At 34.5% G+C, this 12531-nt stretch carries 10 protein-coding genes and 1 other RNA gene; 10 read left to right on the plus strand and 1 reads right to left on the minus strand.

The window, feature by feature from the left end; translation table 11 throughout:
- The first annotated feature begins 74 nt into the window (after window positions 1-74).
- From QZQ55_RS01355 to QZQ55_RS01385, 7 genes are all read left to right on the plus strand, one after another.
- Window positions 75-1367, plus strand: a complete 1293-nt coding sequence (locus QZQ55_RS01355; protein ID WP_295088961.1) for an EF-P 5-aminopentanol modification-associated protein YfmF — start codon at window positions 75-77, stop codon at window positions 1365-1367.
- Window positions 1339-2631, plus strand: a complete 1293-nt coding sequence (locus QZQ55_RS01360; RefSeq protein WP_295088964.1) for an EF-P 5-aminopentanol modification-associated protein YfmH — start codon at window positions 1339-1341, stop codon at window positions 2629-2631. The genes QZQ55_RS01355 and QZQ55_RS01360 overlap by 29 nt, the downstream gene beginning before the upstream one ends.
- Window positions 2632-2665: 34 nt before the next feature.
- Window positions 2666-2823: non-coding RNA, 6S RNA (gene ssrS / locus QZQ55_RS01365), on the plus strand.
- Window positions 2824-2854: 31 nt separating this feature from the next.
- The gene (locus QZQ55_RS01370; protein ID WP_006506630.1) at window positions 2855-3082 is read left to right on the plus strand and encodes a DUF896 domain-containing protein; all 228 of its coding nucleotides are present in this window, start codon (window positions 2855-2857) and stop codon (window positions 3080-3082) included.
- Window positions 3083-3190: 108 nt separating this feature from the next.
- A complete protein-coding gene (tkt, locus tag QZQ55_RS01375; protein WP_295088967.1) occupies window positions 3191-5161 on the plus strand; it encodes a transketolase in 1971 nt (656 codons plus the stop codon).
- Window positions 5162-5285: 124 nt separating this feature from the next.
- Complete coding sequence (locus QZQ55_RS01380; protein ID WP_295088970.1) at window positions 5286-5489, plus strand: YneF family protein; 204 nt, start codon at window positions 5286-5288, stop codon at window positions 5487-5489.
- Window positions 5490-5516: 27 nt separating this feature from the next.
- The gene (locus QZQ55_RS01385; protein WP_295088973.1) at window positions 5517-6149 is read left to right on the plus strand and encodes a histidine phosphatase family protein; all 633 of its coding nucleotides are present in this window, start codon (window positions 5517-5519) and stop codon (window positions 6147-6149) included.
- Between the two features lie 13 nt (window positions 6150-6162).
- Here QZQ55_RS01385 and plsY read toward each other — a convergent pair whose 3' ends face one another.
- Window positions 6163-6771, minus strand: a complete 609-nt coding sequence (gene plsY, locus QZQ55_RS01390) for a glycerol-3-phosphate 1-O-acyltransferase PlsY (RefSeq protein ID WP_295088976.1) — start codon at window positions 6769-6771, stop codon at window positions 6163-6165.
- 104 nt (window positions 6772-6875) lie between these two features.
- Here plsY and parE point away from each other — a divergent pair, with 104 nt between their 5' ends.
- The 3 genes from parE (at window position 6876) to yqeH (ending at window position 12527) form a co-directional block, all read left to right on the plus strand.
- The gene (gene parE, locus QZQ55_RS01395) at window positions 6876-8807 is read left to right on the plus strand and encodes a DNA topoisomerase IV subunit B (protein WP_295088979.1); all 1932 of its coding nucleotides are present in this window, start codon (window positions 6876-6878) and stop codon (window positions 8805-8807) included.
- Window positions 8808-8838: 31 nt separating this feature from the next.
- Window positions 8839-11367 carry a DNA topoisomerase IV subunit A gene (gene parC, locus QZQ55_RS01400; RefSeq protein ID WP_295088982.1) on the plus strand — a complete coding sequence of 843 codons (2529 nt, stop codon included), beginning with the start codon at window positions 8839-8841 and terminating at the stop codon, window positions 11365-11367.
- 71 nt (window positions 11368-11438) lie between these two features.
- The gene (yqeH, locus tag QZQ55_RS01405) at window positions 11439-12527 is read left to right on the plus strand and encodes a ribosome biogenesis GTPase YqeH (RefSeq protein ID WP_295088985.1); all 1089 of its coding nucleotides are present in this window, start codon (window positions 11439-11441) and stop codon (window positions 12525-12527) included.
- Window positions 12528-12531: the final 4 nt, after the last annotated feature.

The following is a 12531-nucleotide window of genomic DNA, read 5'->3' on the forward strand; positions in this document are numbered from 1 at the left end:
CCTTAGGGAGTCCTTTTTTCTTGCACTACTATACAAAAAAGTTATAATGAATAGAGAAAGAAAAGAGGTATACAATGAACAAGATCTATCAAATGAATGGATATCAACTTCACTTGATTTCATCTAAGAAATTTAAAGATATTACAATCTCTGTTCGTTTTAAAGGACGTTTTACAAGAGAAACAGTCACAAGTAGAAGCGTTCTAGGATTCTTAATGATCACTGGAACTATGAAGCATCCAACACAAAAGGACTTATCTAGAACACTAGAAGATTTATATGGTGCAAATCTTTCTGCTAATATTTCTTCAGCTGGTAAAGGTCATATTATTACTTTTAAGAATACATGTGTTAATCAGGAATTCCTTCCTATCAATGAAAATCTACTCATTAAACAGGTAGATTTATTAAATGAATTAGTGAATCATCCTTATATAGTGGATAACCATTTCGATGAAGAAATGACTGAACTTAAGAAACAAGAAATTACATATCGTATTATGGCTGATATGGACGATAAGATGGGCTATGCCTTTGATCGTATGGTAGATTATATGGGAAAAGGAAGTGTTCTAGGATTACGTTCTACAGGTTATATAGAAGATATGGATAACATCAACGCTTATACTCTTGTAGAGACATATAAAGATATGATACAAAATGATGATAAGCATGTTTATGTAGTAGGGGATATAGATGAAAGTATCGTTTCTATTTTCGAAGAAAGATTACAGTTCCCACGTGCAGTTCATGAGCCTTATCCTACTGCTTATATTTATCAGAATGAGCGTATTCATCTTTTAGATATCATTGAAAAACAAGATATCGTCCAGTCTAAGCTCGTTATGGGGTATAAGGCAAACTGCTGTACCTTAAGCAAAAATACAGCTGCAATGAGCGTATTTTCTAATTTATTAGGAGGTTATTCTCAATCTAGACTATTCCAGATAGTCAGAGAAAAGAACAGCTTATGTTACTTCATTCATTCAAGTTATGATCCAATGAATGGTATTATGACCATTGCAGCAGGTATTGATATGAATAATTATGATAAGACTAAAGAGTTAATTGGAAAACAGATCAAAGACTTACAGGAAGGTCATATCACCGATGAAGAATTATCAATGGTAAAAACTATGTTAATCAATGCATTATCTAAAGTAGATGATGATCCAGATTCCATTATCTCATTCAATTGGAGAAGAGATATCATTAATAGTCAGGATACTATTGAAGATAAACAGAATGCAATTAAAAATGTCACTAAAGAAGATGTTATTAGATGTGCTCAAAGTATAGAACTAGATACAATCTATTTCTTGACAGGAAAGGAATTCTATGAAGAAAACTTATTATCCAACAATTAAAGAAACTGTATATCATGAAAAGATGAGCAATGGACTTAATGTCTATCTCATGCCTAAGGATGGTTTCACAAAGACATATGGTTTATTTTCAACACGTTTTGGTTCTATTGATCGTAGTTTTATTCCTCTAGGAGAATCAGATTTAATTACAGTACCTGATGGTGTCGCTCATTTTCTTGAACATAAGATGTTTGATATGGAAGAAGGGGATGCCTCAGAAAAGTTTGCTGCACTTGGTGCAAGCAGTAACGCCTTCACTTCTCATAGCCGTACTGCTTATTTATTCAATACAGCTACAAATGTTGATGAATGTACTAAATTATTATTAGACTTTGTTCAGGAATTAAATGTCACTCCTGAAAGCATTGAAAAAGAGAAGGGCATCATTAATCAAGAAATAGGCATGTATAATGATGATCCTGACTGGCGTGGTTATTTTGGTGCTATCAGCAACCTTTATCATAATCATCCTGTTAGAATTGATATTGCAGGTACTGTTGAAACAGTGGCAGAAATTGATTATGACATCTTACAGAAGTGTTATCACACATTCTATCATCCTTCTAATATGATGTTATTTGTAACAGGAAACTTTGATCCTGAACACTTAATGTCTATTATTAGAGACAATCAGGCAAAGAAAAGTTTTAAGGATATGCCACCAATTGTAAGAGGGGATCATAATGAACCTGAAACCATCTATAAAGACTATGAAGAAAACGAAATGGATGTCACTCTGCCTAAAGTCAATGTCGCAATCAAGGTGAATAACGTCCCTCAATCACCTAAAGAAAAACTTAAAAGACAGCTTTCTTTCTACATCTTCATGGATATGTTATTCTCTAAAAGCAGTGATTTAAGAGATGAATGGACTAAGAAGGGATTAATTAATGATTCTTTCTTTACTAATTTCTCACAGGAACGTGATTTTTCTCATATTATCTTTGCAGGAGATAGTCCAAAACCTGATGAATTGATGGCTCATATTCATCAATTGATTGCAGATATTCCACATATGACATTAGATGAAGAAGCATTTAATAGAATGAAAAGAAACAATATTGGAACTCTTATTGGTTTCTTCAACTCTATTGAAACAATTGCTTCACTATTTAGTCAGTACTATTTAGAGGGCATCAATTTATTTGACTTATTTGAAGCATATCAGGCTCTTACAATCGCTGATATCAAAAATATTTTGCCTTTATTTTGCAAGGATTTAACATCTAATTTTATTATCAGACCACTTAAGGCTAACGCCTAGATGTTGACTAAAAAAGCGCTTATGCTATAATGAGGGTGACCTGAGAGTATATGGATTTCCTACATTTTTGATAAGGGAACCTGATTGTTAGAAAGACGGTGTTGAAGACCTGCTACGAGTAGGGATCCTAAAGTTTTTCACAAGGTACCCACCTGTATTTAACAGGGATAATCAACTCCTCTTAGGTCTTTTCATTTGTTTAAATTTTACAGGGGGGGTCATTATGGCTATTGATCAGAAACTCATCGATGAAATTAATGCACTTGCTCATAAAAAGAAGACAGTAGGTCTTACACCTGAAGAACAGGTTCGTCAGCAGAAGCTTAGACAGAAATACCTAAAAGAATTTAGAAGAGGCTTTGAACAGCAGCTTCAGAGCATCAAAGTTGTAGATGCAAATGGTAATGATGTCACTCCTGCAAAAGCAAGAATGCACAAAAAAATAAACTAGACAGTCTTTGTGAAAAGATTGTCTTTTTTATTGCCTTTCACTTTTGTAAAAAATGGTTTACACATCATTAAAATTATGTATAATGAGTGTGATTAGGAGGTACTCGAAATGGATTCGAATTTATCGATCGCTACAATAAGATCGCTTTGTATTGACATGATTAATAAGGCAAATTCTGGTCATCCTGGCATGGTCCTTGATGGCGCACCTGCTTTATACACATTGTTTACTAAGGTGATGAACATAAATCCCTCTTTGTCTAGTTGGCAAAATAGGGATCGCTTTGTTCTTGCAAGTGGTCATGCTAGTTCTTTACTTTATGCTTTATTACATCTTTCTGGTTATGATTTAAGTCTTGATGATTTAAAACAGTTCAGACAGTGGCAGTCAAAAACACCTGGACATCCAGAAATCACTATCACAGATGGTGTAGATGCATCTTCAGGACCTTTAGGTCAAGGTGTGCCTACTGCTACAGGTATGGCAATTGCTGAAAAGTTCCTTGCTGAAAAGTACAACAAGGAAGATTGTTCAATTGTTGACCATTACACATATGTATTATGTGGTGATGGTGATATGCAGGAAGGTGTGACTTATGAAGCATCCTCTCTTGCTGGTCATCTCTCTTTAGGTAAGCTTATTGTTATCTATGATGCCAATGAAGTTACACTTGATGGTCCTCTTTCATATTCATTCAGTGAAAATGTTAAGAAGAGATATGAAGCAATGAATTGGCAGGTTATCGAAGTGGCTGATGGAAATGATATTCAGGCCATCAACCGTGCATTAAAGCGTGCTAAGAAAGAGTTATTCAAGCCATCTATCATTATCATGAAGACTGTGATTGGTTATGGTTCTTGCAACCAGGGAACTAATAAAGTTCATGGTGCACCTTTAGGTGAAGAAGACGGTAAGAATGCTAAGTTATCTTATGGATTTGATCATGATCCTTTCTATGTTCCTGAAGAAGTTTATGCTGATTTCAAGAAGAATGTAAAAGACCGTGGTACAAGAGCATATAAGAAATGGTTAAAGACCGTTGAAGAATATGCTGAAAAATATCCAGAAGAATATAAAGAATATAAAAATGCTATTGAAGGTAATTATCATTTAGATATTACAGAACTTCAGAAAGAATTCAAACCTGGTTATACAGAAGCAACTCGTAATATTTCTCATAGAATTATTCAGGAAGTTGCTGCGCAGAACCCTACATTCTTATCTGGTACTGCAGATTTATCTTCTTCTACTAAGACAGCAATCCAGGGTGAAGGAAGATTTAGCTGTGAAAACTATACTGGAAGAAATGTATATTTTGGTATCAGAGAATTCGCAATGGTTTCTATCATGAATGGTATGACATTACATAAGGGTGTTAAGATCTCAGCAGGAGGCTTCTTAGTATTCAGTGATTACTTTAAAGCAGCCTTAAGAATGGGTTCTTTACAGGAATGTCCCATCATTCTTCCATTATCACATGACTCTATTGCAGTTGGTGAAGATGGTCCTACACATCAGCCTGTTGAACAGCTTGCAATGCTTAGAAGCAGTATTGATGTTGAAGTATTACGTCCAGCTGATGCAAATGAAATGCTTGCATCTTGGAAGATTGCTGTTGAAACAAAGAATATGCCAGTTGCATTAATTCTTACTAGACAGCCAGTAGAAAATCTTACAAATTCTACTTATGAAGATGTATTACATGGTGCTTATATTGCTAGAAAAGAATCTGGTGATCTAGAAGGTATTATTATCGCTTCTGGTTCTGAAGTAGGTCTTGCAATTCATGCACAGGAAGAATTAGAAAAACAGGGACATTCAGTACGTGTTGTTTCTATGCCTTCAATGAATTTGTTTGATGCACAGACTGATGAATATAAGGAATCCGTTTTACCAAACAGCTGCAGAAAGCGTCTGTCTGTAGAAATGTTATCTGATTTTGGATGGCATAAATATGTTGGTTTAGACGGTAAGGCTATGGGTGTTGATACTTTTGGTGCAAGTGCTCCAGCAAGTAGAGTCATCAAGGAATATGGTTTTACTGTTGAAAACGTTGTAAAAGAATACAACTCATTATAAAAACAATCAAAAAGGGAGGATATCTTAGGATATTCTCTCTTTAAATTAGTACTAAAACACTAAAACAATTTACAAACATAATCTACTTTGATATAATTATTTAACGTTAACGGAGGTATTTACAATGGTAGCAGGATATATTATTACTACAATTATTGGTGCTCTTGTTGGATTCTTCTTTGCAAGATGGATGTTCAAGAGAGAATTACAGAAAAACCCACCAATTTCAGAAAAAATGATTCGTGCTATGTTTATGGAAATGGGACGTAAACCTAGCGAAACTCAGATCAAGAGAATCATGAAAAGTGTTAATGATCAGTATAAATAAGGGATAAAACCCTTATTTTTATTTGACATGAAAATTACAATTACAAGACATTCTAAAACGCTTTGGAATAAAGAAAAAAGACTTCAAGGATGTAAAGATTCTCCTTTAAGTCCTGAAGGCATGGATAATATTCTTGCTTTAAAGGAACATATCAAGAATAATCATTACGATGCTATTTATTCCAGTCCTATTAAGCGTGCATATGATACGGCAAAGCTATTATTTGATAATCAGCCCATCATGACTGATGAACGTATTCGAGAAATGAATTTTGGTTTATTAGAAGGACAGAGAATCGATGAAATTCCTGAGGAATATAAAAAAACTTATCACGATTTATGGTGTCACCCTGAAATCTCTCAAGGTATTCCAGAAGGAGAAACCTATGATGAAATTGAAGAAAGAGTCAAGGATTTCTTAAATGATCTTGTAAAAAAGCCTTATGACAGTGTATTTATTGTCACTCATGGGTTCTGTTTTACAATCATCATGGCAACAATCATGAATCTTGAAAGGAAAGATTATATCAAAGTTAATAGCCCTGTTGTAGATGGCTGTTCTGAAACAATTGTTGATTATACAGATGGCCAGTTCCATGTGGAAGTCTATGGAAATAATGATTTCCTCCCACACCAGTCAAATGAATCATTTTCTAAATAATAAAGTCAAATGGCTAAAACCATTTGACTTTATTTTCTGTTCCATCTTTTATTCTTTTAATATTTGCACGATGTCTATAGACAATAAGTGCTACAACACATATATTAGTAATGATTCCAATTGTAGAATATCCAATAAATGGAGAAGCTACAAGAACAGCTGTTGCACCAAGTATACTAGATAAAGAAACATACTTAGTTGATTTCAGTGTAATTAAGAACACAATAACTGCTATAATAAAACCATATATATTAGTCATCAATGTATAAGCGATTGCACTTGATACAGCCTTGCCACCCTGGAAATTCGCAAAGATAGGATAACAATGACCAATCATACAGAATAATGCACAAGGATAGATAATATTTGCTGAAATGCCAGATACTTTTGCAATCCATCCTGTCAATAGGATAGTAATGATACATTTTGTTGCATCAAGAAGTATAACTGCCATTCCTGCTTTTTTACCAAGCACTCTTCCTGCATTGGTACCCCCCAGGTTATGTGATCCATATTGACGAATATCTGTATTATAGAATACTTTCCCAATAACTAATGCAAATGGGATTGAACCGTATATATAACTTATTAATAAACAAATGATTGTAATTAAATATTTCATCGACTCACCTCACAAAAAATCATTATACATAAATACTACAAAAAATCAAACTTTCCTATAAATTCCTTTTTGTGTTATACTAGTCAAGTTGAGGAGGTATGCTCATGTCAAATACACATTATGATGAATCTGATATTCAAATCTTAAAAGGTCTAGAAGCCGTAAGAAAAAGACCAGGAATGTACATCGGTTCAACTGATTCTCGTGGTTTACATCACCTTGTATGGGAAATCGTTGATAACTCCATTGATGAAGCCATTGCTGGTTATGGCAAGAAAATTACAGTTACATTACATAAAGACAACAGCGTAACGGTCGAAGATGAAGGCCGTGGTATGCCAACAGGTATTAATAAAGAAACAGGAAAGCCAACAACAGAAGTTATCTTAACAGTATTACATGCTGGTGGTAAGTTCTCAGAAGATGGTGGTTATAAGACTTCAGGAGGACTACATGGTGTAGGGTCATCTGTAGTCAATGCCCTCAGTGAATTTTTAGAGGTGACTGTCCATCGTGATGGTGTTATTCATACACAGCGCTTTGAAAAGGGTGCTACAAAAATTGGAAAGTTAAAGAAAGTAGGGAAAACAAATAAGACAGGTACAATTATTCATTTCAAGCCTGATGCTTCTATTTTCTCTACCACAACATTTAGTTTCCAGACAATTAGTGAGAGACTGCGTGAAGATGCATTCTTATTGAAGGGAATGACAATAGAACTTATTGATGAACGTACTGATAAAGATGAAACATATCAATATGAGAAAGGCTTGGAAGAATTTATTGACTGGATCAATAATGATAAGGAAGCTGTATCACCCATTATCTCTTTTGATGATACAAATAACGAAATAGAAGTAGAGATTGCGATGCAGTTTACACAAAGCTATCAAGAGAATATTATTTCTTTTGTTAACTTAGTACGTACTGGAGATGGAGGAACACATGAAGTAGGATTCCGTTCCGGCCTGACTAAGGTATTTAATGAATATGCGAGAAAGTATGCCTTATTAAAGGCAAAGGATAAGAATCTTGAAGGCAGTGATGTGCGTGAAGGATTGAATGCGATTATTTCTGTTAAGATTCCAGAAAAATATCTTCAGTTTGAAGGACAGACTAAATCTAAGCTTGGTTCACCTATTGCCCGTAATATTCTAGAAAATGTCACTTTTGAGCGTATTACTTATTTCTTGGAAGAAAATAAAGATATCGCAGAAAAGCTGATTGAAAAGATGATCAAGGCAGCAAATGCAAGACAGGCAGCACGTAAGGCTAAGGAACAGGCAAGAAAAGGCAAAAATAACCGTGAGGCGAAATTCCTTAGTGGTAAATTAGCTCCTGCACAGTCTAAGAATAAGCGTAAGAATGAATTATATCTTGTCGAGGGTGATTCTGCCGGAGGTAGTGCAAAACAGGGAAGAGACCGTAAATTCCAGGCTATTCTTCCACTTCGTGGTAAAGTTATCAATACAGAAAAAGCCACACAGGCAGATATTTTAAAGAATGAAGAAATCAGTACAATGATTAATACGATTAATGCAGGTGTAGGTGCTGATTTTAATGCAGATGATAGTGCTTATGATAAGATTATCATCATGACCGATGCGGATACTGATGGAGCACATATCCAGATCTTATTGCTTACATTCTTTTATCGTTATATGCGTGGTTTGATTAAAGCTGGTAAAGTTTATATCGCTATGCCACCTCTTTATAAAGTTTCTAAAAAATCCGGCAAGAAAGACAATGTCATCTACTGCTGGGATGAAAAGGACCTAGAAGCCGCACGTAAGAAGATGGGAAGAGGCTATGATGTTCAGCGTTACAAAGGTCTTGGTGAAATGAATGCTGAACAGTTATGGGAAACAACTATGAATCCTGAAACACGTACACTCATTCAGGTCACTATTGACGATGCCGCAATTGTAGAAAGAAGTGTTTCTGTATTAATGGGTGATAAGGTACAGCCTAGACGTGAATGGATTGAAAACAATGTACAATTCTCATTAGAAGATAGTTTCTTTATGGAAGGATAGGTGATCAAACATGACAGAAAAAAATATAATTATGTCCTTAGAGGATATCATGGGTGACCGCTTTGGACGTTATTCTAAATATATTATCCAGGATCGTGCATTACCTGATGTAAGAGATGGATTAAAACCAGTACAAAGAAGAATTCTATATGCTATGTGGAAGGAAGGAAATCTTCCTAACAAGCCATATCGTAAGTCAGCTAAGACTGTCGGTACTGTTATTGGTAATTATCATCCTCATGGAGATTCTTCCGTTTATGAAGCAATGGTACGTTTATCACAGGATTGGAAGATGCGTATGCCTTTAGTAGATATGCAAGGTAATAACGGGTCTATTGATAATGACCCAGCTGCTGCCATGCGTTATACTGAAGCACGTCTCGCACCTATTGCGCTTGATCTCATTAAGGATATTGATAAAGAAACAGTGCCGATGGCACTTAACTTCGATGATACTGAATATGAACCAACAGTATTTCCTGCAAAGTATCCGAACCTATTAGTTAATGGGGCAACAGGTATTTCAGCTGGTTATGCCACTGATATTCCTCCTCATAACTTAGAAGAAGTGATTGATGCTGCTATTTACCGTATTAAGCATCCTCATTGTTCATTTGATGAACTTCATCAATTTATTAAAGGGCCGGATTTCCCAACAGGAGCTATAGTTGAAGGGGCCAGCGATATTGCGACAGCCTTAAGAACTGGTCGTGGTAAGGTTGTTGTTCGTTCACGTTATAAAATTGTAGAACAGAAGAATATCAATCAGATTCTTATTACAGAAATTCCTTATGAAGTCAATAAGGCTGAACTTGTAAGAAAGATGGCTGAGATTCAATTTAATCGTGATATTGATGGAATCATTGAAGTCAGAGATGAATCTGACCGTAATGGATTATGTATTGCAGTTGATTTAAAGAAGGATGTTGATGCAAGAAATACATTGAACTACTTCTTTAAAAATACAGATCTACAGAAGAACTATAACTATAATATGACTGCAATCAAGGATAAGCGCCCAGTATTAATGGGGATTGAAGATATTCTTGATGGCTATATCAAACATGAATGTGAAGTCGTTACTAAGCGTTCTATTTTTGATCTCAATAAAGCACAGGAACGTGAACATATTGTAGAAGGGCTTATTAAGGCTATTTCTATTCTTGATGAAGTAGTCAAGACAATTAGAGCATCTCGCGATAAGGCTGATGCAAAAGTAAATTTAATGAATGCTTTTGGCTTCACTGAAAGACAGGCAGAAGCAATTGTTACATTACAGCTTTATCGTTTGACAAATACTGATATTGTATCTTTAGAAAATGAACAGAAAGAATTACAGGCTCTCATTGAAAGTTTAAATGCGATTTTAAATAGTGAAAAAGTATTAAGAAAAGTAATTATAGACGAGTTAAAAGGGGTTAAGAAGAAATATCCAACACCTCGTTTGACTGAAATTAAAGATGAAATCATGGATACGTCTGTTAACCAGCAGGCAATGATCATTTCTGAAGATGTTTATGTATCTATTACACGTGATGGCTACTTCAAGAAGATTTCTACACGTTCTTATAAGGCATCTGATGAGAATACATTTGGGAAGAAAGATACCGATATGCTTGTTGACTTATTTGAAGCCAATACATTGGATGTCATTCTTTCATTCACAAATAAAGGAAACTATTGTTTTGTTCCTGTTTATAAGTTAGAAGATTTCAAGTGGAAGGATCTAGGCAAACATCTAAGTTATTTAATTAAATTAGGTAATGATGAGAAGATTATTGGTAATATTCTTGTTAAATCATTTGATTTAGACCAGTATGTTGTCTTATCAAGCAAGAATGGACAAATTAAACGAGTAAGTATTAAAGACTTTAATGTCAGCCGTTTTTCTAAGCCATTAAAGTGTATGAATTTAAAAGATAATGATGAACTTGTCGGTGTTGATATAAGTGATGGCACAAAGGGTATTATTACTGTCACTAAAGCAGGATATGGTACTTTATATAGTGAAGATGAAATATCTGTATTAGGTGTAAAAGCAGGTGGCGTAAAAGGCATCAATATGCGTGATGATGAGGTTGCCTTTATGAGTGTCTTTGATCCTTCAGTTGCTTCTTCTTTATTACTTGTTTTAAATCCTGCTCATTTTAAACGTATTCATATAAGTGATATCCCAGCATGTCATCGTGCAACTAAAGGTACATTATTATTTAAATCATTAAAGACAAAACCAACTAAGATCTTTACTGGATTTATCTGTAATCCACAGGATGAATTTACTATTAAGAGTGGTACAGAAACAATGAAGCTTGTATCTAAAGATATCAGCTTTGGTGCACTAAACGCAAAAGCCAATACTTTAAAACAATGCCCATTTGACTTTATTGATGATCTACATATTTCACGCTCTATGGTTATTAAAGAACATACAAAAAAGAAAATAGAAGAAAATAAAGTAGATCTCACAATTAAAGATCCAAATCTATTTGACGAAATGGAAGGGGATCCTGATACAGAGTTTGAATTTATTTCAATGGATGATTATCTTGATGAAATGTAGGAAATATCCTTTCTACCTCTATGTAATTGAATAAAAATAGTGTAAAATGACCTAAGAAAAGGAAGGTATATATGACAGAAATAAGATGTTATGGATGTGGCGCCATCATTCAAAGCGCTGATACTAAAAAGCCTGGCTATGTGCCAGAGTCTGCTTTAAGCAAAGAAAAGATTCTTTGTCAAAGGTGTTATAAATTAATGCATTATCATCAGAAAATGGAATCTCATTTGACTAAAGATGACTTCTTACGTGTTTTACAGACTGTAGGAGAAAAAGATTGTTTAGTTGTTTATATCGTTGACTTATTTGACTTTAATGGTTCACTTGTACCTGGTCTTATGCGTCATATTGGATATAATGATGTACTTGTGCTTGCAAATAAAAGAGATATCTTACCTAAGTCTTTAAAGGAACATCGCCTTAATACATGGGTAAGAAGACAGTTCAAGGAATATGGAATCAAGCCTCTTGATGTTGTTGTAACAAGTGGCAAGAAGAATATGAACTTTGATGAAATCTTCGACAAGATTGATGAATATCGTCATGGACGTGATGTTTATGTCGTAGGTATCACAAATGTTGGTAAGTCTACATTTATCAACCGTATGCTGAAGAACTATTCAGATGCGACTAATCTTATTACTACAAGTGAATTCCCTGGTACAACACTTGACTTAATCAAGATTCCTCTTGATGATCATTCATCTTTATATGATACTCCAGGTATCTTGAACGAACATCAGTACACATCCGTTGTGGATGAGAAAGATTTAGCTTATATCATGCCTCAGGGCGAAGTAAGACCTATGTCTTTCCAGCTAAATTCTGATCAGTCAATCTTCTTCAGCGGTTTTGCGAGAATTGATTATACAAAAGGAAATAAAGGAAACTTCATCTGCTACTTCTCTAGAAATATGCAGATTCATCGTACAAAGACTGAAAAAGCAGATGAATTGTTTAATAGACATAAACAGTTACAGGTTTATGGACCTGCTTCATCTATGAAGGAAATGAAAGCTTATGAATTCACTTTACCAGAAGAAAAGCGTGATATTGTGATTTCAGGTTTAGGATTTGTATGTATTCATGCACCTAAAGGTAAGATTAAGGTTTATGTTCCTGAAGGTATTGATGTATTTATGAGAGAAAGTTTAATTTAGAGGA

The organism is uncultured Catenibacterium sp. (assembly GCF_900540665.1).
In the GTDB taxonomy this organism is placed as follows: Bacteria; Bacillota_I; Bacilli_A; order Erysipelotrichales; family Coprobacillaceae; genus Catenibacterium.